This is a genomic window from Inhella sp. (assembly GCF_027532025.1).
Taxonomy (GTDB): Bacteria; Pseudomonadota; Gammaproteobacteria; order Burkholderiales; family Burkholderiaceae_C; genus Inhella.
The window spans coordinates 18,330-43,371 of record NZ_JAPZSY010000038.1 but is presented as its reverse complement, the minus strand read 5'-3'; the positions used below and the strand labels follow the sequence as shown (position 1 = coordinate 43,371).

Sequence of the window (25,042 nt, the reverse complement as noted above, 5' to 3'; positions counted from 1 at the left end):
TGACGCCCCTTCGCGCCTGACCGCCCTCTGCTGGACCCCATGACCCTGCTGCACATCGTTTTGGCCACGCTCGCCGGCGGACTGCTCTCGGTGTTGCTGGCCGCCTGGGTGACGCAGATGGTGCTCAGCCGCTTGGTCAAGCACCTGGTCAGCCTGTCGGCCGGCGTGCTGTTGGGCGCCTCCTTGCTGCACGTGCTGCCCGAGGCCTTCGAGAGCCAAGCCAGCAGCCACGAGCTGTTTCTGTGCCTGTTGGGGGGACTGCTGTTTTTCTTCCTGCTCGAGAAGCTCGAGCTGTACCGGCACAGCCACCACCACGAGGGCGATGGGCACCACCACCATCACCACTTCGACGCCGAGCAGGCGGGCCGGGGTGGCCTGTCCGTCTTGGTGGGCGACAGCATTCACAACTTCTGCGACGGCGTGCTGATCGCCGCAGCCTTCCTGACCGACCCCCAGCTGGGTTGGCTCACCGCGGGCGCCGTGCTGCTGCACGAAATCCCGCAGGAGGTGGGCGACTACCTGGTGCTGTTGAACGCGGGGCTCAGCCGCCGCCGCGCCCTGGCCTACAACGCCCTGTCAGGCTTGGCCGCGATGTTGGGGGGCGTGCTCGGCTACCTGCTGCTGCACCCCTTTGAAACCGCCCTGCCCTACCTGATGGTGGTGGCTTCGTCCAGCTTCATCTACGTGGCCGTGGCCGACCTCATCCCGCAGATGCAGCGCCGGCTGCCGTGGACCGAGACCCTGGCTCAGTTGGCCTGGATCGGCGCGGGCCTGGGCCTCATGGCGCTGGCCTCCATCGGGCACAGCCACTGAGCCTCAGCGCACCACGAGCACCGGCACGGCGCTGTGCGTGAGCACCTTCTGGGTTTCGCTGCCCAAGAGCAAAGCACTCACGCCCTTGCGGCCGTGGCTGGCCATCACGATCAGGTCGGCCCCGCTGGCCGAGGCATGGTCCACGATGCCCCGCCAGGGTTGAGGTGCCTCAAGGCTGGTTGTTTCGCAGGGCACGCCGGCCGCGCTGGCCACGCTGGCCACGGCCTGCAGGCGCTGCGTCGCCAGGCGCTGCATCGCATCCAAGTAACTTTGGGGCTCGATGGGCGCCGCCTCGGCCAAGGGGCTGTAGGGGTAAGGGTCGGTGATCGACAGGGCCTCCACGCGGCCCCCCAGCTTTTGCGCCAGTTGGACCGCCGTGTGCACCGCCTTGGCGCTGAGCTCCGAGCCGTCGGTGGGGACGAGGATGCGTTGGAACATGCGAAGCTCCCGAAGTGAAAGGGGGAAGAACACCAACATGCTGCCCGGCGCGGCACCTCGCCGCCTTGAGCCGGGTCAACCCAACGCAACAGGGCGAGTTGGATCGGACGACCACTCGCTCCACGAGCCTGGGTACAGCGGCCCCAAGGGCAAACCGGCGATGGCCAAGGCCAACAGGTTGTGGCAAGCACTGACCCCGGAGCCGCACTGGTGCACCGGCGCCTCAGCGCCGGCCACCAGGGCCGACCAATCGGCCCGCAGGGCGGCCGCGCTCTTGAAGCGGCCGCTGCTGTCGAGGTTGAGCGCAAACGGTCGGTTCCGCGCCCCGGGGATGTGGCCGGCGCGGGTGTCCAAGGGTTCGACCTCACCGCGAAAACGCTCAGGCGCCCGGGCGTCGATCAGTCTCACCCGACCCAGCCGCGAGGCCAGGGCCTCGGCATCGAGGGTACGGACCCGGGGCTCTGGCAGTTGGGCCGGCGCCGGCCTCGGGTCAGGCACCGCCGGCGCCAGCTCCACCGCGCCGCCCTCGGCCTGCCAAGCGGCCCAGCCGCCGTCGAGCACCTGCACGGCCGGGTCGCCCAGCCAGTGCAACATCCACCACAGGCGCGAGGCGAACATGCCCCCACTGGCGTCGTAGGCCACCACGCCGCGTCCCGGCTCCCAACCCCAAGCGGCCATGCGGGCGGCAAAGGCCTCGCGCGTGGGCAAGGGGTGTCGCCCATGAAAACGCCCCTGGGCATCCCGCACGGGGCCACAGCACTCGTCCAGGTGCACGTACACCGCACCGGGCACGTGACCCTGGGCGTGGGCGCACCGGCCGGCCTCGGGGTCGCTCAGGTCGAATCGCAAGTCCAGCACCAAGGGCGGGGCTGTGCTGGCCAGCCGCTGGCGCAGCGTGCCGGCATCGACGAGGGGGGGCAGGGGCGCATTCATTCGTGGGTTTCTCCTTGCAGATCTCGGGGTGCGGCGCTGCGCGAGCGCAGCAGGGTGGCCACCAAGCCGGCGGCCACGATCAGGCCAATGCCCAGGGCAGCCCACCAACCGGGGCGTTCGTCGAAGACCAGCCACCCCAGGAAAGCGCCGAAGGCAATGCCCATGTAGTTCAAGCTGGCATTCACCAGCATCTTGCCGCGGCCGTAGGCGGCGGTGAGCGCCACCTGCCCCAGGGTCGCGCTCACCCCGACTCCGAGCAGGGCCAGGGCCCCCGGCAGGCTGTGGTTGCTGAATCGCCAAGCCGTACCCGTCGCTTGGCTGAGCACGGCGCCCGCGGCCACGCTGGCCAAGCTGAAGTAGAAGACCACGCGCACCTCGGGCTCTCCGGCCCGTCCGAGGGCGGTGACCTGCATGTAGGCCATGGCCGCCAGCAGCCCGGACCCCAGGCCCGCCAAGGCGCCCGGCCATTGGTTCTGCTGAAACGACGGTTGCAGCACCAAGGCCACCCCGACGAAACCGACCAAAACCGCCCCCAACAGGCGCGGGTCCACGCTCTTGCCGCCCAGCCACAAAGCCCCACCCAGCAAAAAAAGAGCCATCCACAGGGCACTCATGTAGTTCAGCGTCATGGCGGTGGCCAGGGGCAGGCTCGCGATGGCGACAAACCACAGGCTGAGGGCACACACCCCCAGCAGACCGCGCCACAGGTGCATGAGGGGCACGGGCGTGCGCAGCGGCACCCGGCGCCAGCGGGCCAGCGCCAAGATGACGGCCACGCCCACGAGGCCGCGGTACATCACGATCTCGGTGGCCGAGTAGCGGGCACTGGCCAGCTTCACGCAAAGCGCCATGACCGCGAACAAGAAGGTCGCGGCCAACATCAGCAAAGGGGCAGGCATCGGAGCGAAAGAAAAACGCCCGGACGGGCCGGGCGTTGGGGCTTCAAAGCGCCATCTTGGCGCGGTACCACTGGTGAAAGTGCTTCATGCCGTCTTCCATGGGGCTCTGGTAGGGGCCGACTTCGTTGTCGCCGCGCTGCATCAGCGCGCGGCGCCCGGCGTCCATGCGCTCGCCGATCTCGTCGTCCTCCACGCAGGTTTCCATGTAGGCAGCCTGCTGGGCCTCGACGAACTCGCGCTCGAAGGCCGCGATCTCCTCGGGGTAGTAGAACTCGACGACATTGAGCGTCTTGCTCGGCCCGATGGGGTGCAGGTTGCTGACCACCAGCACGTGCGGGTACCACTCCACCATCAAGGTCGGGTAGTAGGTCAACCAAATGGCCCCATGCTTCGGCGCCTCACCGCCCCGGTAGGCACGTACGGCGTCGTGCCAGCGCTGGTACACCTTGGAGCCCGCCTTGCCGCCTTGGGCCAGGGCTGCATTGACGCCCACCGTTTGCACCGAGTACTCGGCCCCCCACTGCCAAGCCAAGTCGTGGCAGGTGACGAAGTTCCCCAATCCCGGGTGAAACGGGCCGACGTGGTAGTCCTCCAGGTAGACCTCGATGAAGGTCTTCCAGTTGTAGTGGCACTCGTGCAGTTCCACCTTGTCGAGCACGTAGCCGTCGAATTGCAGGTCTCGGGCCACGCCCAGATCGCGCAGATCAGCGGCAACGTCCCGGCCGGTGTCCTCGAACAGCAGGCCGTTCCACTCGCGCAAGTTCCAGCGGTTCAGGTGCAGGCAGGGGTCGTGGTCGAAGTGGGGCGCACCAATCAAGTCGCCTTGCAGGCCGTAGGTCCAGCGGTGCAGGGGGCAGACGATGTTGGCACCGGCGTGCCCGCGCCCCTTGAGCATGACGGCTTGGCGATGCCGGCAAACGTTGGACAGGAGCTGGATGCCCTCGGCGCCGTGCACCAAGGCCCGGCCGTTGCCCTCTTGGGCCAAAGCGAAGTAGTCGCCGCGTGCGGGCACCGCCAGTTGGTGCCCCACGTAGCGGGGGCCAGGTCGGATGATGCGCTCCTGCTCGCGCTCGAACAGCGCCTGATCGAAATAAGCAGAAACGGGGAGCTGCGTCGTGCGGCTGCTGCTCTCAAGCGCCCCGACGGCCAGACTCAGATCCGACATGATCCAAGAGTTCCTCCAAAGCACCCGTGCCCACCCACCGGGCGGCACGCAAAAGGCCCGGCGGCGAGGCCGAGCAAGGGGGGCGTGAGTTTAGCCACTGCGCCTCCTTTCGCCTGCAGTTTCGTTCACACCACGCGACGCAGCAGGGGTTTTGCGACGGGGCGGCATCGGGGAAGCCCTTGCCTCAAGCCTCCCCATGGCCCAAGACTCCTAGAATCTCCACCCCTTCGTGATGAGTGAAATCAATGGCTCGTTCCGCCAAATCCACTGCGCCGGTCAGCTACGAAAGCGCCCTGGGGGAGTTGGAGCAGTTGGTACAAACCCTTGAAGGCGGCGCCGTACCCCTGGACCAGTTACTGGCCGGTTACCAACGGGGCGCCGAGTTGCTGGCTTACTGCCGGGCGCAACTGCAATCGGTCGAACAACAAGTGAAGGTGCTGGACGACGGCGCCCTGAAGCCCTGGGAGGGGGAGTGATGATGGAGACGGCCACGCGCGCTGGGTGCACCGCCTACGAAGCCTGGGCCGACGAACGCCTGCAGCGCTGCGAAAGCCTGCTGGACGCCTGGGTGCCCGCCGACGCTCCCGCCGGCTTGGGGCTGGCCATGCGCTACGCCGTGCTGGACGGCGGCAAGCGCCTGCGTCCCTTGCTGGTGTGGGCCGCCTGCGAGGCCGTGGACGGCCACAAGGCGGCGGCCGACCGGGCCGCCGTGGCGGCAGAGTTGATCCATGCCTACTCGCTGGTTCACGACGACCTGCCCTGCATGGACAACGACGTGCTGCGCCGTGGCAAGCCCACGGTGCACGTGGCCTTCGGCGAAGCGCAGGCCATGCTGGCTGGCGACGCCATGCAGGCCCTGGCCTTCGAGGTGCTGACGCCCGAAGCGGGCGTGGATCCGGCGCTGCAGGCCCGCTTGTGCCGCTTGTTGGCCCGCGCCAGCGGTTGGGCCGGCATGGCGGGAGGGCAGGCCGTGGACTTGGCGGCCGTGGGCCAAGCCCTGGATGAAACCACGCTGAGAGACATGCACCACCGCAAGACCGGCATGCTGCTTCAGGGCAGCGTGCTTATGGGCGCGGCCTGCGGTCAGACCACGGCCGCCGAATGGCAAGCCCTGGCTCGCTATGGCGACGCCCTGGGGTTGGCCTTCCAGGTGGTGGACGACATCCTGGACGTGACGCAAGACACCGCCACCCTGGGCAAAACCGCTGGCAAGGACCAGGAAGCCAACAAGCCCACCTACGTCAGCGTGATGGGCTTGGACGCCTCACGCCGCTACGCCCATCGCCTGCGCGACGAGGCCCTGGCTGCTTTGGACGAGGTCCCTCGCTTGCAAGCCCATCGACTGCGCGACCTCGCCTTCAAGGTCGTCGCCCGAGACAACTGACCATGAGCGCCCTGCTACCCACCATCGACAGCCCGGCCGACCTGCGCCGGCTCAGCCGCCCCCAGTTGCACCAACTGGCCGATGAACTGCGCCAGTACCTGCTGGACAGCGTCAGCAAGACGGGGGGGCACCTGTCCAGCAACCTGGGCACGGTGGAATTGACGGTTGCGCTGCACGCCGTGTTCGACACGCCGCGCGACCGCATCGTCTGGGACGTGGGCCACCAGACCTACCCGCACAAGATCCTGACCGGCCGGCGCGACCGCATGGGCTCGCTGCGCCAACTGGGCGGCATCAGCGGCTTCCCGCGCCGCGACGAAAGCGAGTACGACACCTTCGGCACTGCGCACAGCAGCACCAGCATTTCGGCCGCGCATGGCTTCGCGATGGCCGCCAAGCTCAAGGGCGAACGACGCCGGGCGGTGGCGGTGATTGGCGACGGCGCCATGACGGCCGGCATGGCCTTCGAGGCCTTGAACAACGCCGGCGTGCCGCATGGCGGCCTGCTCGGCGACATGCTCGTCATCCTGAACGACAACGACATGTCCATCAGCCCGCCCGTGGGCGCGCTGAACAAGTACTTCACGCGCCTGATGAGCGGCAAGTTCTACAGCCAGGCCCGCGAGGGCGCCAAGGAGTTGCTGAAGAACACGCCCTTGTACGAGTTCGCCCGTCGCTTCGAAGAGCACACCAAGGGCATGTTCGTGCCCGGCACCATCTTCGAGGAGTTCGGCTTCAACTACGTCGGCCCCATTGACGGCCACGACCTCGACGCCCTGATCCCCACGCTGGAAAACCTGCGCGACAGGCCGGGCCCGCAGTTCTTGCACATCGTCACCAAGAAGGGTCAGGGCTACAAGCTGGCCGAGGCCGACCCCGTCAAGTACCACAGCCCCACGCCCTTCGACCCGGCGCAAGGCATCGTGCCGCCCAGCCAACCGCCGAAGAAGAGCTTCACCCAGGTGTTCGGCGACTGGCTGTGCGACCAAGCCGAAGCCGACACGCACCTGGTGGGCATCACCCCCGCCATGCGCGAGGGCTCGGGCATGGTGGAGTTTCACAAGCGCTTCCCGCAGCGCTATTACGACGTCGGCATCGCGGAGCAGCATGCCGTCACCTTCGCCGCTGGCCTGGCCTGCGAAGGCCTGAAGCCCGTGGTCGCCATCTACAGCACCTTTTTGCAGCGCGCCTACGACCAACTCATCCACGACGTGGCCCTGCAGAACCTGGACGTGACCTTCGCGCTGGACCGGGCTGGCCTCGTCGGCGCCGACGGCGCCACCCACGCCGGCAACTACGACATCGCCTTCACGCGCTGTATCCCCAACATGGCGGTGCTGACGCCTGCCGACGAACGCGAGTGCCGACTGCTGCTGAGCACCGCCTACCAGCACCGGGGCCCCGTCACCGTGCGCTACCCGCGTGGCGCGGGCACCGGCGTGGACGCCGGCCGCGACCTGGACGTGCTGCCCTGGGGCCAGGGCGAAATGCGTCGCGAAGGCCAGGGCGTCGCCATCCTGGCCTTTGGCACCCTGCTCAACCCGGCCTTGAAGGCGGCCGAAGCCCTGAACGCCAGCGTGGCCAACATGCGCTTCGTCAAACCGCTGGACACCGCCCTGGTGGAGCGCTTGGCGCGCAGTCACGGCCTGCTGGTGACCGTGGAAGACGGCTGCGTGATGGGCGGCGCCGGCAGCGCGGTGCTGGAGCACCTGCAGGCCGCGGGGCTGAACGTGCCGGTGCTGCAACTCGGCCTGTCGGACACCTTCATCGAGCACGGCGACCCCGCCAAGCTGATGGCCCTGCAAGGCCTGGATGCGGCCGGCATCGAGCGCAGCATCCGCCAGCGCCTGGGCGAGCCCGCGCTGCGTGCGGTGGTTTGAAGCTGGCGTTCTAATTCGTCGTCCGTTGACGGGCCGTCGGCATGGGATGCTGACGGCCTGCGTCTTTTTGAGCCCCTCATGAGCCCCAGTTCGACCCACTCGGCGCACCTGCCGATCCCCGACACCCAAAGCGAGCGCGACGAACGCCACCTGGCCATCCAGCGCGTGGGCGTGCGGCGCGTCAAGTTCCCGCTGTTGGTGCAAACCGAGCGCGGCGTGCAGCCCAGCGTGGGCGAGTGGACCTTGGACGTGGCGCTGCCCGCCGACAAGAAGGGCACGCACATGTCGCGCTTCGTGGCCTGGCTGGAAGAAGGCGCAGACGTGCCGCTCAACGCGGCCACGCTGCGCGAGCGCCACCTGACGATGCTCGACAAGCTGCACGCCCGTGAGGGCGTGACCGAAGTGAGCTTCACCCTGTTCGAGCGCAAGCGCGCGCCGGTGTCGGGCATCGAAAGCAGGCTGGATTTGCAAGCGCGCTGGATCGTCGAAACGCGCGGCGGCCAAACCACCGTGTGGCAAGAGGTGGCCGTGCCCGTGAAGAGCTTGTGCCCGTGCTCCAAGGAAATCAGCGACTACGGCGCCCACAACCAACGCAGCATCGTCACCGTGCGCGTGGAATGGCTGGCCGACCAGCCCCTGCCCTTCTCAGCGCAAATGCGCTTTGCCGAAGACAGCGCGTCCAGCGAGATCTGGCCGCTGCTCAAACGCGCCGACGAAAAGTGGGTGACCGAACGGGCCTACGAAAACCCGAAGTTCGTCGAAGACCTGGTACGCGACGTGGCACTGCGCTTGAACGCCGACGCCCGGGTCGGGCGCTACCGGGTGGACGTCGAGAACTTCGAGTCCATCCACTCGCACTCGGCCTACGCCGTCATCGAGCGCCACTGAGCCCGCAGCGCGTCCGTCAAGGGCGCGGCCAAGCGGTGCGCCGGCCGGTGCAGGGGCGTGAGCAGGGTCACTTGGAAGGGGATGCGGACAGCCAACGGCCGCACCAACAGGCGATGGCTGGCGCAAGCCGCGGCCGTCAGCGGGTTCACGATCGCCACGCCCAGCCCCTGCGCCACCAAGGCACACACGGCCACCGCACTGTGCGTTTGCAAGCGCATCTGGCGTGCCACGCCGGCGTCGGCGAACAAGGCGTCGATCTGGGCCCGGTACGGGTCGTCGTCGGCCAAGCTGACGAAGGCCTGATCGGCGAAGTCCGCCAAGTCCAAGCGGGATCGGGTGGCCAAGGGGTGGGCCGCCGGCAACACCGCCACCTCGTCGAGATCGGCCAACACCTCGGCCCGGCAGCCGCTGGGGGCGTCGGCACGCTCCGTCAGCGCCAGGTCGAAGCGCTGCTCGCTCATCCAAGCCTCCAACACCGGACTCTCGGCCGGGGTGATGGACACCGCGGCCTGCGCCGCCGCCGGACAGGCGGCCAGGGCCTGGGGCACCAGCGCGTGTGCCAACGCCGGCAAGGCCAGCCACTGGAAAGGCTGCGCCTCGGCACGACCCAGGGCCCGCGCTTGGGACTGCACCTGGCCCAAGCCTTGGTAGTGGCGCAGCACGGTGTCGAACAGGGCCAACGCCGCCGCCGTGGGCTTGAGCCGTGCGCCTGTGCGCTCGAACAAGGCATAGCCCAGCCGCTGCTCCATCAGCGCGATGTCGCGGCTGAGCGTGGGCTGCGAGCTGTGCAAGGCCTGGGCGGCGGCCGTGACGCTGCCGGCTTGCATGACGGCACGAAACACCTCGACTTGGCGGTGGTTGATGGGCATGGCGCAAGCATATCGAAAATGAACGCTTATCGAACGCGAGTCGATTGGACTGAATGATTGGCACCCGGCATGCTGCGCCCATGCTGACCGACGCCCAAACCCGCACCCTCGCCCGCCAGTTCGGCACCCCGCTGTGGGTGATGGACGCCCCCACCATCCGTGAGCGCCTGGCCAGCCTGCAGGCCTTCGACACCGTGCGCTACGCCCAAAAGGCCAACCCCAACGTGCACCTGCTGCGCCTGCTGCGCGAGGGCGGCGCCAAGGTGGATGCCGTGAGCCGCGGCGAAGCCCTGCGGGCGCTCGCGGCGGGTTACCAAGGCGGAAGTGCGCGGGCCGCCACCCTGCACGAGGCCGCGCAAGCCGACATCGTGTACACAGCCGACCTGCTGGACCGCGAAAGCCTGGACTTCGTGGTGGCCGAGGGCCTGGTGGTGAACTGCGGCTCCATCGACATGCTGCGGCAACTCGGCGAGCGCGCCCCCGGCCACGCCGTGTGGCTGCGCCTGAACCCCGGCTTCGGCCACGGCCACAGCAAAAAGACCAACACCGGCGGCGAGCACAGCAAGCACGGCATCTGGCACGCCGATTTGGCCGAGGCGCTGGGCGTGATCCAGTCCAGCGGACTGCGCCTGGTGGGCCTGCACATGCACATCGGCTCGGGCGTCGACTACGGTCACCTGGGCCGGGTTTGCGGGGCCATGGTCGACTTGGTGCGCCAAGTGAAGGCCGCCGGTCTGGACTTGGCCGCCGTCTCGGCCGGTGGCGGCCTCTCCATCCCCTACCGCGAGGGCGAGCCGCGCATCGACCCGGCCCACTACTTCGGCCTGTGGGACGGCGCGCGCCGCGAGGCCCAGACGCTGCTGGGCCATGCGCTGCCTTTGGAAATCGAGCCTGGTCGCTACCTGGTGGCCGAGGCCGGCGCCTTGATCGCCGAAGTGCGGGCGGTGAAGCGCCAAGGGCGGGTGCCCTTCGTGTTGGTGGACGCCGGCTTCAACGAGCTGATGCGTCCGGCCATGTACGGCGCCCACCACGGCCTGCGCCTGGTGTCAGGCGACGGGCGACCGCCGGCCGACAGCGCCCCCAGCGCCGTGGCCGGTCCCTTGTGCGAAAGCGGCGACGTCTTCACCCAAGGCGCTGGCGGCGACATCGAGCTGCGCGCCCTGCCCGCCGCGGCCGTGGGCGATTGGCTGGTGATCGAGAACACCGGCGCCTACGGCAGTTCGATGAGCAGCAACTACAACACCCGGCCGCTGATTGCCGAAGTCCTGCTGGACGAAGGAGCGGTGCGCCTCATCCGGCGGCGGCAACGGGTCGAGGAGTTGCTGGCGCTGGAAATCGAATCCACCGAGACCGGTCAGCCCGCCAAGTAACGCGCTTCGAGCTTGGCCCAGTGGTTCTCCCGGGCGAGCAAGGCCAGACCGCGGTTCATGGCGGCCAGCGCGTGCTCGCAACCAGGTCGCCCCCGTGAAAACGCCATCTGCGTGGGCACACCCGAGTCGAAGGTGAAGGGCTGTTGCTCCACGCGTTCGCCATAACCCTGCGCTCGCACCAGCCAACGGGCGGGCAGCTCGTTGCCCACCAGCGCTTCCACGCGCCCAGCGGCCAGCATGCGGAATTGGCCCCTCAGGTCCGACACCCGCTCCAAAGGCCCCGTCATGACGGCCTGCAAGGCCTCGGGGAAGGCGGCACCCGCCATGAGCGCCAGCCGCTTGCCCTTCAGATCGGCGAGTTGACGGATGCTCAGCCCGCTGCGGCGGCGGGTGTAGACGCTGTGCCGCACAGGGCCGCCAAACGGCTCGCTGAAGGCCAGGTACTCACGGCGCTCCTCGGTCTGGAGAACGCCCGGCGAAAAATCGGCCCGACCGGCCTTCAGCATGGCCAGCACGCGCCGCCAGGGCAACTGCTCGACCTGCAACCGGTACTGGCCACCGCGCATCAGGGCCTCACGGGCGGAGTCGACATCCAAGCCCTCGCCCAAGGGGTGGTTCGGGGGCAGCACATAGGGCTCTTCAGCCGCCGTCACCATCAAGAGCTCGGGGACCGACGCCCAGGCACACCCCAGGGGCAGGGCCAGCCCACCCGCAAGGGAGATGCATTGACGACGGTGCAGGAGGCTCATGGTGTCTGAACACTCGGTCGATCGGTCGATCGGTCGATCGGCCGAGCATCATGCGCCTGCCCAAGGTTCAGAGCAAATCTGGCCCCTGCACCGCCCGCAACAACACCTGTTGCACGCCGTCCCGGCGGCGCGACGACAGCCAAAAAACCGCGCCCTTCTTGACCGTCCAAGGCAAGGGGGCACCGCACAGCAGTTGGGACGCCAACACCCCCAAGGCGGGCTGGTGGCCCACGATGAGCACGGGCGCCGCCGCATCGGGCCAGCCCATCAAGGGCAACCAGGTGCTCGGGTCGGCATCGGGGGCCAACTCGGGCAGCACCTTGTAGGGTCGCTCCAGCGCGTCGGCCGTGGAGCGGGTTCGCACCGCCGGGCTCACCCACACGCGCGTGGTGTCCGGCAGGCGCTGCTGCAACCACAGGCCCATGCGTCGGGCTTGGCGCTCGCCGGCAGTGGTCAGGCGCCGATCCCAGTCGCTTTGCCCCTCGCCGATGAGCTGCGCCTCGGCGTGACGCCACAGGATGAGCTCCATCACGCCACCCGGTACAGCTCGGCCAAGGCAGCCTGCGCGCTCAACCCCATGTCGCTGACCCGGCGGTAGTCGCCCTCGGCATCCTGCACCCAGGCCTCGCGCTCGTCCAATAGGTAGGGCAGCAAGGCTTCGTCGAGCACGCGTTGGCGCATCTTCGGCTCGCGCACCGGCCATGCCAGCTCGATGCGACCCAGCATGTTGCGGCTCATCCAGTCGGCGCTGGACAAGAACAAGGATTCGTCGTTCGCCCCCTCGCCCCAGGCAAAGTAGAGGATGCGGGTGTGCTCCAAGAAGCGGCCCACCACCGAGCGCACGCGGATGTTGTCGCTCACCCCCGCCACGCCCGGGGCCAAGCGGCAAGCGCCGCGGACGACAAGGTCGATGGCGGCCCCCGCCTGCCCGCAAGCCAACAGCGCCGCGATGAGCACCGGGTCGGTCAGCGCATTGACCTTGACCACCACGCGCGCACGCCGGCCCGCCAGGGCAGACTGGCGCACACGCTCCAGCTCCGACAACCACCGCGCCTGCATGGCAAACGGCGCCAACACCAACTGGTGCAAACGACGCATGTGGGCCGTCGAAGCCAGCAGACCAAACACCGCATCGGCGTCGGCGGTCAGGGCGGGGTCGGCCGTGAGCAGCCCCAAGTCGGTGTACAGCCGGGCGGTGCGCGGGTTGTAGTTGCCCGTGCTCAGGTGAAGGTAGCGGCGCAAGATGCGTCCACCGCGGCGGTTTTCACGGCGCGTGACCAAGAGCAGCTTGGCGTGCGTCTTCAGGCCCACCACGCCGTAGACCACCTGGGCGCCTGCCGCCTCCAACTTCTCGGCCCAGTTCACGTTGGCCTCTTCGTCGAAACGCGCCTTGAGCTCCACCACCACCAGGACTTCCTTGCCACGGCGTGCGGCTTCCACCAGCAGGTCCATCAGCTCGCTGCGCGCTCCCGTGCGGTAAATGGTTTGCTTGATGGCCAGCACGTCGGGGTCGTTCACGGCCTCGCGCAGGAACTCGATCACCGGCTCGAAGCTCTCGAACGGGTGATGCAGCAGCACATCGCGGTCGCGCAACCGGGCCAGGATGGACTTGCCGCGTGGCAGCCGCCCCTGCGGCCAAGCGGGTTCGTGCGGCTCAAAGCGCAGCGCCGGGGCATCGACTTGGTCGATGAGCTCGTTCAATCGCACCAAGTTCACCGGGCCGTTGACGCGGTACAGCGCGGCCTCCGGCAACTGAAACTGCTGAAGCAGCAAGCGGGCCAAATCGTCCGGGCAGGTGTGCACCACCTCCAAACGTACCGCCCGCCCGAAATGGCGGGTGGTCAGGCGGGACCGCATGACGTGGCGCAAGTTGACGGCCTCCTCCTCGTCCACGTCGATGTCCGAATCTCGGGTGACCCGGAACTGCGAAAAGGCCACCACCTCGCGGCCCGGGAACAGCTCGGCCAGGTGCGCACGGATGACGCTGGTGAGCAGCACGAACACCTGCTCGCCCGAGGCGACCTGGGCAGGCAGCTTGATGACGCGCGGCAGCACGCGCGGCACGCGCACGATGGCGATCGGGTTCTCGTGCCCCAGGGCGTCATCGCCCGCCAGCTTGACGATGAAGTGCAGCGCCTTGTTGGCCACCTGCGGAAAGGGGTGGGCGGGGTCGAGGCTGAGTGGCACCAGCAGCGGCCGAACCTCGCGCTCGAAGAAGCGCGACACCCAGGCCCGCTGCGCCGCGTTGCGCGCCGCATGGTGGCGAACGTGAATGCCCTGCGCGGCCAAGGCCGGCATGAGGTCCTCGTTGAACACCCGGTACTGGGCATCGATCAGCGCATGGGCCGCCGCGCCCACGCGGGCGATGTCCTCACCCGTGCCGCTGCGCGCCTTGTCCCGCACGCTGTCCAGCAAATCGGCAAAGCGCACCTCGAAAAACTCGTCGAGATTGCTCGAGACGATGCAGACGTAGCGCAGGCGCTCCAGCAGCGGCACGTCCGGGCGCTCGGCCTGCGCGAGCACCCGCCGGTTGAATTCCAGGATGGCTTGCTCGCGGTCGAGCAAATCGGGCGCAGAACGGGTCATCGGGCGATTATGGGAAGCGCCGCATGACAGCCGCGTGACACGCGCCACGCTCCCGATAATCCGCAGCGCCATGCACGTGCTCATCACCGACGCTGGCCCCGTGGAGGGCCTGCCCCTGCCCCCCATGCCCCATCTGCAGCGTCTGCTGGCGCGTTGGCGGCCGATGGCCGAGCACGGCGGCGACCCGACCGACCCCCACCCCCCCGCCGAGCGTGCTTTGGGTGCAGCCCGCGGCCACAGCCCCACAGACCCGCTGCCCACAGCAGCGTGGCGCTTGCAAGAGCGCGGCATCGACCCTGGCGACCTGCCCTGGGCCCTCGTCACGCCGCTGCACGTGCGGCTCGAAGCCCACCAGGCCCTGGCCCTGTCCCCCGAACAGCTGCGCCTGAGTGCGGCCGAGGCCGACGCGTTGTGGTCCACCCTGGCGCCCTTGTTCCCGGCCGAAGACGGCTGGCAGGTGCACCGCCCCACGGCCACCGAGTGGCTGCTGGGCCACCCCAGCCTGCTGAGTTGGCAGGCTGCCAGCCTCGATCGCATCGCACTGCGCACGCTTGACGCCTGGCTGCCCACCGAACGCGCCTTGCGGCGCCTGCAAAACGAAATGCAGATGCTGTTGCACGCCCACCCCCTGCACGCCCAGCGCGAGGCGCAAGGGGCCCTGCCGGTCAACTCGGTCTGGATCAGCGGTTGCGGCATCGCCCGCTCCCAGCCGCCGGGCTGGGTGGTCAACCGCTGGCTGCAACAGCCCGCGCTCACGGTGGACCCCATCGCCTGGCCCGCCGCCTGGCGGCGCTTGGACGACGAGGTCATCGCACCCTTGCTGGCCCAGAACAACCCCGACAGTCGCCTGACGCTCGCCGGCGAAACCTGGGCCCGCACCTGGGCCCCACAGCCCCGGCCTTGGTGGAAGTGCTGGCCACGCCCCTCGGGTTCGGCCGCGGCCCTTCAAGCCGAGCTGGAGCGCCTGTGACCGCATTGCCCTCTGCCCCGCGCGTCGTGGCGCGCGACTGCCCACCGCGCGCCGCCTGGGCCCTGGAGCAAGAAGGGCTGGACCCTTTGCTGGCGCGCCTGTTTGCCGCCCGGGGGGTGCGCCACCGGACCGAGCTCGACCCCGACCTCGCGCACCTGGCCCGGCCCGATCAACTGCGCGGCGTGGCCGAGGCCGCCCGACTGCTGGCCGACGCGATCGCCGCCGGCCAACGCCTGTGCGTGGTCGCCGATTACGACTGCGACGGCGCCACCGCCTGCGCCGTGCTGCTGCGCGGCCTCGTGCTGCTGGGCGCAGCGCCCGAGCAAGTGGGCTACGTGGTGCCCGACCGCGCTGTGCACGGCTACGGCCTCACGCCCCCCATCGTGGACCTGGCGCATGCCACCGGCGCCCAAGTGCTGATCACCGTGGACAACGGCATCGCCAGCCTGGAAGGCGTGACGCATGCCAAAGCCCTGGGCTTGACCGTCGTCGTCACGGACCACCACCTGTGCGCGCAGGACGCCCAGGGAGAGGTGCTGCTGCCGCCGGCCGACGCCATCGTCAACCCCAACCAGCCCGGCTGCCCCTTCCCGAGCAAGGCGTTGGCCGGTGTGGGAGTGGCCTTCTACCTGCTGCTGGCGCTGCGCGCCGAACGCCGATCGCGCGGTGATTTCGACGCACCGCCGCGGCTGGACGGGCTGCTCGACCTCGTCGCCTTGGGCACCGTGGCCGACGTGGTGCCGCTCGACGCCAACAACCGCCGCCTCGTGGCACAAGGCCTGCGCCGCATCCGGGCTGGCCACATGCAGCACGGTCTTCGTGCCCTGTTCCACGTCGCCGGGCGCGACGCGCGACGCGCCAGCAGCCAGGACTTCGGCTTTGCGTTGGGCCCGCGCATCAATGCCGCGGGACGCCTGGCCGACATGCGCCTGGGCATCGAGTGCCTGCGAAGCGACGACCCGGCGCGCGCACTGGCCATCGCGCAGCAGCTCGACGGCATCAACCGAGAACGTCGCGCCGTCGAAGCCGACATGAAAGCCGTCAGCGAGGAATTGCTGCAAGCGCAAATGCCGCGTGGCACGCCACCCGCGGCCGTGGTGCTGTTCGACGAGGCGTTTCACGAGGGTGTGGTCGGCATCGTGGCCGGCCGCGTCAAAGAAGCCCTGCACCGACCCACCTTCGTGTTTGCGCGCGGTGCCGACGGCCGCCTCAAGGGCTCCGGACGTTCCATCCCGGGCTTGCATTTGCGCGACGCGCTGGACCTGCTGGCCAAGCGCTGCCCCGGCCTGCTGGCCAGGTTCGGCGGGCACGCCATGGCCGCCGGCTGCACCCTGGCGGTCGACGACCTCGCCACCTTCGCCCAAGCCCTGCAGGCCATCGCCGAAGCCAGCCTGGCGCCCGAGCAACTCCGCCGAGAGCTGCAGCACGATGGCTCGCTGGAGGGCGCCATGTTCAGCGTGGATCGGGCGCTGGGCCTGGCCGAGCAGGTGTGGGGCCAAGCCTTCGAGCCCCCGCTCTTCGTCGACGACTTCGAGGTGATCCAACAGCGCCTGGTCGGCAGCGGCCACCTCAAGCTGCGACTTCAGCACGGCAGCGGCGTGCAGGTCGAGGGCATCTGGTTCCGCCGCACCGACACCCTGCCGCCCGGCCCCGCCCGCCTGGCCTACCGCTTGGACGCCGACCACTACCAGGGTCAGCCGCGACTGCAGGTCCTGGTGGAAGCGCTGGCGTGACGTAGTTACAGGGCGCTCAGATCGCCTCGCTCGATGTCATGGAATTGACATCGAGTTGGCTCAGCATGGCGAAACACTTGGGGCCCAGCAAGGGCCGTTCGCCATGATGTTCAAAACCAACCTTGCGCAGCGCTTCAAGCTGCTGTCGCTGCTCATCCTCGCCGCAGTGGCCATCCCGACGGCGGCCTTCATGCAGCGCACGCTGAGCGACTTGGCTTCGATCCGGCAAGAGCTCGCCGGGGTCCAGCCCACGATGGCTCTGCTGAAGGCCATCACCGATGTTCAACAGCACCGCTTGCAGTCGGGTTTGCAACTGTCGGCCCAGCCCGCTGCCGACCAACCGCGCTCTGCTGCCCTGCAATCCGCGCTGTCGCAACTCCAGGTCGTGATGAACCAGCGCGAGAGCCTGAGAGAGCCATTGGCCGCCGTGGAGAAGGACCTTCGCGTGCTGGCCGAGCAAATCAAGACCGACCGAACCACGCCGAGAGAGAGTTTCGAAGCGCACGGCAAGCTCCTGGGCCGACTGGACGACGCGGTCGCACAAGTGCTCGCTCAAAGCAAGCTGTTGCACGACCCCGAGCCCGAAAACTACTACCTCATCGTGGCGGGATTTCAAGAAGGCAAGACCGTGGTCGACCAGTTGGCACAACTCCATGACTTGGGCTACACCGTGCTCCGCCAAAAGGGCGCCAGCCCCTTGGACTTGAACCAAATTGCAGCCGTGAAGGCCCGACTGGAAGATCGGGAGCGCTTCGTGTTGCAAAACATCGGCTTGGCCCAAAGCCAAGCGCTCGGGGAGTTTCCCGCCGGCATCAGCGACGGTGCCAAAAAAGCCCAGCAAGCGGTCTCGGAAAGCTTGAACCGAGTGAACACCACGTTCCTGGGCTTTTCACCCGACTTCGATGTCAAACCCGAGGATTACGCGCAGGTCCTGCAAACCGCCATCCAGGCTCAACGGGCCTTCTCAGACGCCGTGGTCCAAGAGGTCCAACAGCGCTTGACGCAACGCGCCCAAACGCTGACCCTGTTCTCCGTGACCTTGGGGGTCTTGCTGCTGGGTCTGCTGGCGCTGCTGGCGTGGCGGCTGTGGGCCGTGGTGCAGGCCATCGTCCAGCCTTTGGGCGAATTGGCGCGCAAGGGCGACTCCATGGCCCAAGGCGATCTCACGCCCGTGTTCGAAAGCCAGGAGAGCCATGAACTGGGTCGCTTGATCCAGTCGTTGGAGGGCATGCGCTTGAAATGGATCGACGTGCTGTCCCATGTTCAAGGCTCGGCTCACTCGGTGAACAACGCCTCCCTGGAGATCAGCGCTGAGAACCTCGAGCTTTCGAGGCGCACCGAGCAGTCGGCGGCCCGTTTGCAGGCAGCCAGCCACCTGGTGCAGCAACTGACTGCGGCCGTGCAGAGCAGTGCCGACGCAGCCCAACAGGCCGACGGCATGGCCCGTCATGCCGCCTCGGTGGCGGGACGCGGGGCGGGCGCCATGGCCGACTTGGAGCAAACGATGGACGAGATCCACGTGCAATCGGGCCGCATCTCCGAGATCACGAGCGTGATCGACAGCATCGCCTTCCAGACCAACATCCTGGCCCTCAACGCCGCCGTCGAAGCGGCGCGCGCCGGCGAGCAAGGCCGTGGCTTTGCCGTGGTAGCGGCCGAAGTGCGCGTGCTGGCGCAGCGAAGCGCTGCGGCGGCCAAGGAGATCAAGAGCCTCATCACCTCGTCGGGCGAGCGGGTGGCGCAAGGCAATCAGCAAGTGCGCGGAGCAGGCCAAACGATGCGCGATCTGTCGCAATCGGTGCAACAGTTGACCGAAGTGATCCAAAGCATCGTGGAAGCCGCACGAAGCCAACAGAGGGACATCGAACGCGTCGAGCAAGACGTGTCGGCCCTGGACGAGATGACCCAACAAAATGCCGCGGTGGCCGAACAATCGGCCGCTGCCAGCGACACGCTGGCTCAGATGTCCACGCAACTCAGCGAGGCGGTCGGTCGCTTCCGACTGCCTCGCTGAACGCGATCAGCGGGCCGGGACCGTCACCCAACTGACCTCCAGCCAGTTGTCGGGACGGTGCACCGCCTGGAGGCCGGCCCGGGCCGCCCAGGGAATGACCTGGCGGTGCAGCGGCAAGGTGTGCACCTGCTGGCGGTACTCGGCCAGAGCCGCCTTGACCAAGGCCTCCCGCTTGGTCGCGTCGGGCTCCACCGAACTTTGCGCCGCCAAAGCCTCGAACTTGTCGTTCACAACCAGGCCGAAGTTGTTGGAGCCCGTGCCATCGCTCGGGTTCATCTTGCGGTAGACCGGCGTGAGGATGGTTTCCGCGTCCGTGATGGCGCCGCCCCAGCCGTACAGGTACAGGCTGGTGTCCAAACGCTCGAGCTTGGGAAAGACCAAGGCCCGCGGCTGCGCAAAGACACGAACCTTGATCTTGATCTGCGCCCACATTTGGGCCAGCACGATGCAGATCTCCTCGTCGTTGATGTAGCGGTTGTTCGGGCAGTCGAGGGTGACCTCGAACCCCTCGGGGTAGCCGGCTTCGGCCATCAATTGCCGGGCCGCGTTCAGGTCGTAGGGGAACAGGCGCGCCTCCAGGGCCGGGTCTTTGTAGGCCCCCAAGGGTGAAGGGGTGATGCCCCCCGTCGGCAAGGCCAGCCCACTCATGATCTTGCTGCGGATGCCCTCGACGTCGATGGCCTGGTACATGGCCCGCCGCACCCGAATGTCTTTGAATGGATTCTTGTCCCCCGGCACCTTGCCGTAGAGCAATTTGTCTCGCGACTGGTCCATGCCGATGAAAATCAGACGGTTCTCGGGGCCATCAATCACCTGCAGGTTTTTCATCTGCCGCAGGCGCGGCACGTCGCGCGGCGCGGGGTCGAGCACGAAGTCGACCTCCCCGCTCATCAGCGCCGCCAGGCGCGTGGCGTCGTTGCCGATGGGCGTGAACACGATCTCCTGCACATTGCCCTCGAAGCGCCCCCACCAGGCGGGGTTGCGGCGGTACACGGTCTTCACCCCGGGCTGGCGACTGACCAGGATGTAGGGCCCGGTGCCGTTGGCGTTCACCGCGGCAAAGCTCTCTTCCTTGTTCTTGAAGTCTTGCGGTTTGGTGACCCGGTGCTTTTCGGCCCAGGCCTTGTTCATGATCCACAGCAGGTCCAGGTGCTGCAAAAAGATGGGGTTCGGTCGCTCCAGCTTGAACTCCACCGTCAGCGCGTCGATCTTGCGCGGCAGGCCCACCGCCATGCCGTACTGGCGCACGTTGGATGTGGGCTCCCGGGCGCGCAGGATGGAGAACACCACGTCGTCGGCCGTGAAGTCGGCGCCATCGTGGAACTTCACCTTGGGCCGCAGCTTGAAGCGCCAGGTCAACGGGTCGGGGTTGCTCCACGCCGTGGCCAGTCCGGGCCCGATGGCCATGGTCTTGTCGCGGCGCACCAGCTTTTCGTACACCTGCCCGTTGATCATGTTGGTCATGCTCTCGTTCTGAGAGTGCGGATCGGCGGTCTGCAGGTCGCCCTGGCTGGCCCAGCGCAGGTTCTGGGCATGCACCATCCCGGCCGCCAAGGCAGCCGCCATCCAAACCAGCCATTTCATCGGGGTTGACTCCAAAGGTCGTTGAGGTGCTTGAAGCCCCAGGCGTCGGGGTCCTCTCGGCCCACGATGGCATCGCCGCCCGCGCTCAAGTCCAGGGTTTGCAGGTCGATCGGCATGTTGGACTTGAGCGAGAAGAACACCCGGACGACGGGTTGCGTCAGCTTGCCCGGGTTTTGGTCCAACACCACGGCCAAGCGCTGCGACTTGAGCTTGACCAAGGTGCCCACCGGAAAAATGCCCAGGCTGATGACGAAGGCCTGGAACACATTGGGGTCGAAGTGGCCCTTCCATTGCGCCATGCGGGCCAGGGAGCCGGCGGGGTCCCAGGCATTCTTGTAAGGACGCACGCTGGTCACGGCGTCGTACACGTCGCACACCGCGCCCATGCGGGCCAGCAAGGTGATTTGATCGGCCGGGAGCCCTTTGGGGTAGCCCGAGCCGTCCATCTTTTCGTGGTGGTGCAGGCACACGTCCAACACCCCTTCCGCAAAGGCCCCGCTTTCGGCCAAAGCACTGTGGCCGAGGGCGGGATGTCCCTTCATGATGCAGAACTCCTCGTCCGTCAGGCTGCCGGGCTTGTTGAGCACCTCGAGCGGCATCAGCATCTTGCCCACATCGTGCAGCAGGCCAGCCATGCCCGCCTCGCGCTGTTGGTCTTCGCTCATGCCCAGCTGCTTGGCCAAAGCGATCATCATGGCGCTGACGGCCACGGAGTGCATGTAGGTGTAATCGTCGCGCGTCTTGAGCCGCGCCAAGCTGATCAAAGCCGACGGATTGCGCCACACCGAGCTGGCGATGTCCTCGACCACCGCCGCGCTCTTTTCTTGGCTGACAGCACGGCCCAGCCGGGCCTCGTTGAACATGCTGACGACGGCCTCTTTGGACCGATTGACCACGGCCGCGGCCTGCACCATTTCTTCGGACAGGCTGGTGCGCTCAGCCGGGCTGGGAGGCGGCGGTGGCGGCGCGCTGACGATGGCCGGGGCCTGCCGGGACATCGGCGCCGGGGGCGCGGTTCGGCGCGGCGCGGGCAACGGGGGCTCCACCGTGGCCACGTCTTTGCCCAGGGCCACGTCGATCCAGACGTGGGACACCCCCGACGCCTTGAGGGCCGCGAGGTCTTTGGCGTCGGTGATGAGGAAGCGCGTCTTCCAAAACGGATGGCTCAGCCAGGAGCCCTCCATGGACTGGAGGAACATCCCGAGAGTGGCCTGCGCGGTAGGGATCTTCTTCAGCATGCCTGGGGCCCGCTTGGCAGGGCAAGGAACCGCGCCAGTATGCGATCGCCAGAGGCAACGCCACCCCGAGAGTTCCCCAGTTCAGCGGCAAGACGGCACGAAAAAGCCGCCCGCGGGCGGCTTGACAGGGGCCGAACGGAGGGATTCAGCGCAACGGCGACTGGGACACCGTCTTCATTTCGCTGGGCAACGAGGCCAAGTACTTGGCGATGGCCTTCAGCTCGGCCGGCTTGAAGTCCTTGACCTGGTTGGCCATGATGGCGTTGTCGCGCCCCCAGGTGGTGTGCTTGCTTTGCTGGTAGCTGCGCAGGGCCACCAACAGGTAATCGGCCGGCTGGCCGGCGATCTTGGGGTAGGCGTCGCTGATGGGCTTGTTGAAGTTGGCACCGTGGCAGGAGATGCAGGCGCCCTTCTCCAGCAGCTTGGCCACGTCGACCGACGGCGCTGGCGGGGTCACCGGGCTGGTCGGGTACGGTGCGCCCAGTTGCGCGTAATAGGCAGCCAAATCCTTCATGTCCTGCTCGCTCAGGCTGCCGGAGATGCCCCGCATGGACGGGTGCTTGCGCTCGCCCTTGGCGTAGGCGTTGAGCGCGGCCTGGATGTAGGCCGCGTTTTGCCCCGCGATCTTGGGCACCTGGTACACCTCAGGAAAACTGGCGCGGTAACCCGGGATGCCGTGGCAGCCGATGCACATGGCGGCTTGCTTCTCGCCACGCTGGGCGTCTTGGGCCATGGCAGGCAACACGGCCAAGGCAACGGCCACAGCAGTCAGGAGGCGGAAAAGCGTCATGGTGAGCTCGGGGGTGTTCGGACGGAATGGGCGCGGATTCTAGAAGGAGTCGGCCACCCCTCCTTCCTATACTGGACCGCATGAAATTCACCGGCTCTGCGCATTACGTCGCCACCGACGACCTCAAACTCGCCGTGAATGCGGCACTGACCCTGCAGCGGCCCCTGCTGCTCAAGGGCGAGCCGGGCACCGGCAAGACCCTGCTGGCCGAAGAAGTGGCAGCCGCCCTGGGCATGCCGCTGCTGCAATGGCACATCAAGAGCAGCACCAAGGCGCAACAAGGGCTGTACGAGTACGACGCGGTCAGCCGTCTGCGCGACAGTCAGTTGGGCGACGAACGGGTGAAGGACATCCACCACTACATCGTCAAGGGTGTGCTGTGGCAAGCCTTCACGGCGGATCGGCCGGTGGCCTTGCTGATCGACGAGATCGACAAAGCCGACATCGAGTTCCCGAACGACCTCCTGCGCGAACTCGACCGCATGGAGTTCTACGTCTACGAGACGCGCGAACTCGTCAAGGCCCGGCAGCGGCCGCTGGTCTTCATCACCAGCAACAACGAAAAAGAACTGCCCGACGCCTTCCTGCGCCGCTGCTTTTTCCACTACATCCAGTTCCCCGACGAAGCCACGATGCAACAGATCGTGGACGTGCACTTCCCCAACCTCAAAAGCGACCTGCTGGCCGCCGCCCTCAAGGCGTTCTACCAAGTGCGCAACCTGCCGGGGCTGAAGAAGAAGCCATCCACCAGCGAGTTGCTGGACTGGTTGCGGCTGCTGCTGGCCGAGAACATCGACCCCAGCACCTTGGCCTCGGCCGACGGCGCGCCGCAGCGCGTCCCCCCGCTGGTGGGCGCGCTGTTGAAGAACGAACAGGACCTGACCTTGTTCGAAAAGCTGCTGCACATGCAGCGCCAGCACCGATGAAGGTGTCACCGGTGGTGCTCACGCGCCATCCGGTTCGGTTGGAGCCCTTGAGCCCAGCCCACGAGGCCGGTTTGCGTGCCGCTGCGGCCGATGGGGGGTTGTGGCAGCTGCGCGTTACCTCGGTGCCCGAACCCGATGGCACCGCCGCCTACATCGCCAAAGCCCTGGCGCAACAGGCCGCCGGCAGCCGCCTGCCCTTCGCCATCTGCCTGTCCGACTCCGGCGAGGTCATCGGCAGCACCAGTTATCACGACATCGTGAGCGACCTCGATCGACTCGAGATCGGCTACACCTGGATCGCCCAGCGCTGGCAACACACCAGCGTGAACACGACGTGCAAATGGTTGCTCATGCACCATGCCTTCGACACCCTGGGCGCCGCCCTGGTGGGCTGGCGCACCGATGCCCTCAACCTGGCCAGTCAGGCCGCCATCGAGCGCTTGGGCGCGCGCCGCGACGGCGTGTTGCGCCACCACGCTCGCCGCCGCGATGGCACCGTGCGCGACACGGTGATGTACAGCATGACCCGGGCCGAGTGGCCCGCGGCCCAACAGCGCCTGTTGGATCGGCTGGACCTGCAGCGCAGGGTTTGAGCCCTTCGGGTCCGACCGGGCTCAGGCCTCAGGCCTCAACCCGGTTGCGCCCCGCGCGCTTGGCTCGGTACATCGCGGCATCGGCCCGTTCCGCGCAGGCCGTGGCGGTCTCGGCAGGCGCCAACTCCGCCACGCCGATGCTCACGGTCATGGCCAGCTCGGTGCTTCCCGCCCGCAAGGGGCTGCTGGCCAAGCACGCCCGCAGCCGCTCCGCCAAGTCGGTGGCCTCCGCCAGCGTGGTGTTGGGCAAGAGCACCAGGAATTCCTCGCCGCCCACCCGGGCCACGCTGTCGCCATTGCGCACATTCGCTTGCAGGGTGCGCGCGATGTGCACCAGGGCCCGGTCGCCCACCAGGTGGCCGTGTTCGTCGTTCACCCGCTTGAAGTGATCCACATCCAGCACCAACAAGCTGGCCGGGCGCTGCAACTGCCGGCGCGCCTGCACCATTTGCGCCAGCATGGTCTCGGCGGCGCGCCGGTTGGGCAAACCGGTGAGCGCATCCAGCCTCGACAACTTGCGCAGGCGCACCATCAAGCGCAAAGCCACGGCCACACCCAGACACAGATGCACCAAGATGCCCAAGGTCATGAGCAAGGCCAGAACGGTGACGTTGACGGGCGTGTCCTGCGCCAAAGGCACGCCCAAGACCGTGGGCCACACCATGGCACCCAAGCCCCGCGCGGCGAACAACAGCGCCGCGATCCGCAGGGGAACGACCACCACCCATGCCGATTGCGCCCCCAGTTCGGCCTTCACCAAAGGCCCCACCACTTGGGCGCAGCGCCACAGGCAAAAGGTCGTCAAGACCGAGGAGACCCACACCGGCCAGGGCTCGATCGCTTGGAACAAGTTCCCGGCCAGTGCCAGCCCCACGCTGAGCACGATGACCAACAGGTTTTCGGGGTCGTGACGCGGCCCCCTGAACAAGGTCTGCAAGCCCAAACGCAGGGTCACGAACACCCCAGGGATCAGCATGTTGGCCAGGCCGTGGCGCAACCAGGCGTCCTGCGTCCAAACGGCCAAACCCACCGCACTGGCGGCAAAGGCCGATGCCGCAGCCCAATGCCAGGCCGGCACCGTGGGGGCGATGCCCAAACGCCCAGCCACCATCCAGCCCACGATGGCCAAGCTCTGCTGCACGAACATCATGATCAGCAGCAGCTCGGCGGGGTTGATCGATGGCATGCGGTCGAGCGGGGTGCGGGTGAGCGGTGCGCCG

General features: G+C 67.7%; 23 protein-coding genes. 11 read left to right on the top strand and 12 right to left on the bottom strand.

Annotated features, from left to right (window positions below; genetic code table 11):
- Positions 1-39: 39 nt before the first annotated feature.
- A complete protein-coding gene (locus tag O9335_RS07010; RefSeq protein ID WP_298385630.1) occupies positions 40-813 on the top strand; it encodes a ZIP family metal transporter in 774 nt (257 codons plus the stop codon).
- 3 nt (positions 814-816) lie between these two features.
- Here the strand turns inward: O9335_RS07010 and O9335_RS07005 are convergent, their stop codons facing one another.
- The 4 genes from O9335_RS07005 to O9335_RS06990 form a co-directional block, all read right to left on the bottom strand.
- On the bottom strand, positions 817-1,251 hold the full coding sequence (locus O9335_RS07005; protein ID WP_298385627.1) for a universal stress protein: 435 nt from the start codon (positions 1,249-1,251) through the stop codon (positions 817-819).
- Positions 1,252-1,326: 75 nt separating this feature from the next.
- Positions 1,327-2,184 (bottom strand): sulfurtransferase, encoded by an 858-nt coding sequence (locus O9335_RS07000; RefSeq protein WP_298385624.1) that lies wholly within the window; start codon positions 2,182-2,184, stop codon positions 1,327-1,329.
- Complete coding sequence (locus tag O9335_RS06995) at positions 2,181-3,083, bottom strand: DMT family transporter (RefSeq protein ID WP_298385621.1); 903 nt, start codon at positions 3,081-3,083, stop codon at positions 2,181-2,183. Before O9335_RS06995 ends, O9335_RS07000 begins: the two co-directional genes overlap by 4 nt.
- 43 nt (positions 3,084-3,126) lie before the next feature.
- Complete coding sequence (locus O9335_RS06990) at positions 3,127-4,248, bottom strand: aromatic ring-hydroxylating dioxygenase subunit alpha (protein ID WP_298385618.1); 1,122 nt, start codon at positions 4,246-4,248, stop codon at positions 3,127-3,129.
- Between the two features lie 245 nt (positions 4,249-4,493).
- Here O9335_RS06990 and O9335_RS06985 point away from each other — a divergent pair, with 245 nt between their 5' ends.
- The 4 genes from O9335_RS06985 to folE2 all read left to right on the top strand — a co-directional run bounded on the left by O9335_RS06985 (position 4,494) and on the right by folE2 (position 8,400).
- Complete coding sequence (locus tag O9335_RS06985; protein ID WP_298385616.1) at positions 4,494-4,724, top strand: exodeoxyribonuclease VII small subunit; 231 nt, start codon at positions 4,494-4,496, stop codon at positions 4,722-4,724.
- Positions 4,724-5,632, top strand: coding sequence for a polyprenyl synthetase family protein (locus tag O9335_RS06980; RefSeq protein WP_298385613.1), 909 nt, complete (start codon positions 4,724-4,726; stop codon positions 5,630-5,632). The genes O9335_RS06985 and O9335_RS06980 overlap by 1 nt, the downstream gene beginning before the upstream one ends.
- A gap of 2 nt (positions 5,633-5,634) precedes the next feature.
- Complete coding sequence (dxs, locus tag O9335_RS06975) at positions 5,635-7,512, top strand: 1-deoxy-D-xylulose-5-phosphate synthase (RefSeq protein WP_298385610.1); 1,878 nt, start codon at positions 5,635-5,637, stop codon at positions 7,510-7,512.
- Positions 7,513-7,590: 78 nt separating this feature from the next.
- Positions 7,591-8,400, top strand: coding sequence for a GTP cyclohydrolase FolE2 (folE2, locus tag O9335_RS06970; RefSeq protein ID WP_298385606.1), 810 nt, complete (start codon positions 7,591-7,593; stop codon positions 8,398-8,400).
- Here folE2 and O9335_RS06965 read toward each other — a convergent pair.
- The gene (locus O9335_RS06965) at positions 8,376-9,269 is read right to left on the bottom strand and encodes a LysR family transcriptional regulator (RefSeq protein WP_298385602.1); all 894 of its coding nucleotides are present in this window, start codon (positions 9,267-9,269) and stop codon (positions 8,376-8,378) included. The two genes, folE2 and O9335_RS06965, sit on opposite strands and share 25 nt — an antisense overlap.
- Positions 9,270-9,349: 80 nt before the next feature.
- Here O9335_RS06965 and lysA point away from each other — a divergent pair, with 80 nt between their 5' ends.
- Positions 9,350-10,639, top strand: a complete 1,290-nt coding sequence (lysA, locus tag O9335_RS06960; protein WP_298385599.1) for a diaminopimelate decarboxylase — start codon at positions 9,350-9,352, stop codon at positions 10,637-10,639.
- On the opposite strand, the gene O9335_RS06955 is transcribed toward lysA, so the two are convergent.
- From O9335_RS06955 to ppk1, 3 genes are all read right to left on the bottom strand, one after another.
- Complete coding sequence (locus tag O9335_RS06955) at positions 10,624-11,388, bottom strand: ABC transporter substrate-binding protein (protein WP_298385596.1); 765 nt, start codon at positions 11,386-11,388, stop codon at positions 10,624-10,626. The genes lysA and O9335_RS06955 overlap by 16 nt on opposite strands.
- A 67-nt stretch (positions 11,389-11,455) precedes the next feature.
- Entirely contained in the window at positions 11,456-11,917 is a 462-nt protein-coding gene (locus tag O9335_RS06950; protein ID WP_298385593.1) for a histidine phosphatase family protein, read from the bottom strand.
- Entirely contained in the window at positions 11,917-13,974 is a 2,058-nt protein-coding gene (ppk1, locus tag O9335_RS06945; protein WP_298385590.1) for a polyphosphate kinase 1, read from the bottom strand. Before ppk1 ends, O9335_RS06950 begins: the two co-directional genes overlap by 1 nt.
- A gap of 70 nt (positions 13,975-14,044) precedes the next feature.
- Between ppk1 and O9335_RS06940 the strand changes: the two genes are divergently transcribed.
- The 3 genes from O9335_RS06940 to O9335_RS06930 all read left to right on the top strand — a co-directional run bounded on the left by O9335_RS06940 (position 14,045) and on the right by O9335_RS06930 (position 18,691).
- Complete coding sequence (locus O9335_RS06940) at positions 14,045-14,944, top strand: hypothetical protein (RefSeq protein WP_298385587.1); 900 nt, start codon at positions 14,045-14,047, stop codon at positions 14,942-14,944.
- Complete coding sequence (gene recJ, locus O9335_RS06935) at positions 14,941-16,677, top strand: single-stranded-DNA-specific exonuclease RecJ (protein ID WP_298385584.1); 1,737 nt, start codon at positions 14,941-14,943, stop codon at positions 16,675-16,677. Before O9335_RS06940 ends, recJ begins: the two co-directional genes overlap by 4 nt.
- Before the next feature lie 103 nt (positions 16,678-16,780).
- Positions 16,781-18,691, top strand: coding sequence for a methyl-accepting chemotaxis protein (locus O9335_RS06930; protein WP_298385581.1), 1,911 nt, complete (start codon positions 16,781-16,783; stop codon positions 18,689-18,691).
- 6 nt (positions 18,692-18,697) lie between these two features.
- Here O9335_RS06930 and O9335_RS06925 read toward each other — a convergent pair whose 3' ends face one another.
- The 3 genes from O9335_RS06925 to O9335_RS06915 form a co-directional block, all read right to left on the bottom strand.
- Positions 18,698-20,275 carry an ABC transporter substrate-binding protein gene (locus tag O9335_RS06925; RefSeq protein WP_298385578.1) on the bottom strand — a complete coding sequence of 526 codons (1,578 nt, stop codon included), beginning with the start codon at positions 20,273-20,275 and terminating at the stop codon, positions 18,698-18,700.
- Positions 20,272-21,513: an HD-GYP domain-containing protein gene (locus tag O9335_RS06920; RefSeq protein ID WP_298385574.1), complete on the bottom strand. Its 1,242-nt coding sequence runs from the start codon at positions 21,511-21,513 to the stop codon at positions 20,272-20,274. The genes O9335_RS06925 and O9335_RS06920 overlap by 4 nt, the downstream gene beginning before the upstream one ends.
- A gap of 145 nt (positions 21,514-21,658) precedes the next feature.
- A complete protein-coding gene (locus O9335_RS06915; RefSeq protein ID WP_298385572.1) occupies positions 21,659-22,303 on the bottom strand; it encodes a c-type cytochrome in 645 nt (214 codons plus the stop codon).
- An 80-nt stretch (positions 22,304-22,383) separates the two neighbouring features.
- Here O9335_RS06915 and O9335_RS06910 point away from each other — a divergent pair, with 80 nt between their 5' ends.
- Both O9335_RS06910 and O9335_RS06905 read left to right on the top strand, forming a co-directional pair.
- Entirely contained in the window at positions 22,384-23,229 is an 846-nt protein-coding gene (locus O9335_RS06910) for a MoxR family ATPase (RefSeq protein ID WP_298385570.1), read from the top strand.
- The gene (locus O9335_RS06905; RefSeq protein ID WP_298385568.1) at positions 23,226-23,822 is read left to right on the top strand and encodes a GNAT family protein; all 597 of its coding nucleotides are present in this window, start codon (positions 23,226-23,228) and stop codon (positions 23,820-23,822) included. The genes O9335_RS06910 and O9335_RS06905 overlap by 4 nt, the downstream gene beginning before the upstream one ends.
- Before the next feature lie 28 nt (positions 23,823-23,850).
- On the opposite strand, the gene O9335_RS06900 is transcribed toward O9335_RS06905, so the two are convergent.
- Positions 23,851-25,008: a diguanylate cyclase gene (locus tag O9335_RS06900; protein WP_298385566.1), complete on the bottom strand. Its 1,158-nt coding sequence runs from the start codon at positions 25,006-25,008 to the stop codon at positions 23,851-23,853.
- Between the last annotated feature and the right edge of the window lie 34 nt (positions 25,009-25,042).